Raw genomic sequence first — 624 nt, forward strand, 5'->3', positions numbered from 1 at the left:
CGCCACGATCGTAACGTTTATCAGGGAACATAAGGACCGGTTCGGGGTCGAGCCGATCTGTGCCGTGCTGACCGAGTTCGGCGTGAAGATCGCTCCGTCCACCTATTACGCTGCACTCGAGCGCCCGAAATCAGAGCGCGAGGTGCGGGACGAAGAATTGATGAGAGAAATCACACGCGTCTACGACGAAAACTACCGTGTTTATGGTGCGCGGAAAATCTGGCGTCAATTGCAACGAGAGGGTGTGGCGGTGGGGCGGGGCCGGGTGGAACGACTCATGCGGAAGCTGGGTATCTCCGGTGCGGTGCGCGGCAAGACCGTCCGCACCACGATCGGCGACAAGGACGGAGTGCGGGGCGCGGACCTGGTGAAACGCCAGTTCACGGCCGGTGCGCCGAACCGGCTGTGGGTTGCGGACTTCACGTACGTCGCCACCTGGGCCGGCATCGTGTACACCGCATTCGCGATCGATGTGTTCTCCCGCAAAATCGTGGGCTGGTGCTGCAGTATGTCCAAAGAAACCGACCTGGTCCTCGACGCCATCGACATGGGATTACGCCACCGCGACTACCGGTGGAGCGAGAATGAGAACAAGCTCATTCATCATTCCGACGCCGGAAGTCA

Annotated in this window: 1 protein-coding gene; it reads left to right on the plus strand. The window is 60.6% G+C overall.

Features of this window, described 5'->3' with window-relative positions; genetic code table 11:
* Positions 1–64: 64 nt before the first annotated feature.
* Positions 65–624, plus strand: a 560-nt coding sequence (locus H5411_RS46670) for an IS3 family transposase (RefSeq protein WP_312878769.1), incomplete at its 3' end; no start/stop codon positions are given.

Origin of the sequence: Amycolatopsis echigonensis (genome assembly GCF_014174495.1) — a bacterium.
GTDB lineage: Bacteria > Actinomycetota > Actinomycetes > Mycobacteriales > Pseudonocardiaceae > Amycolatopsis > Amycolatopsis echigonensis.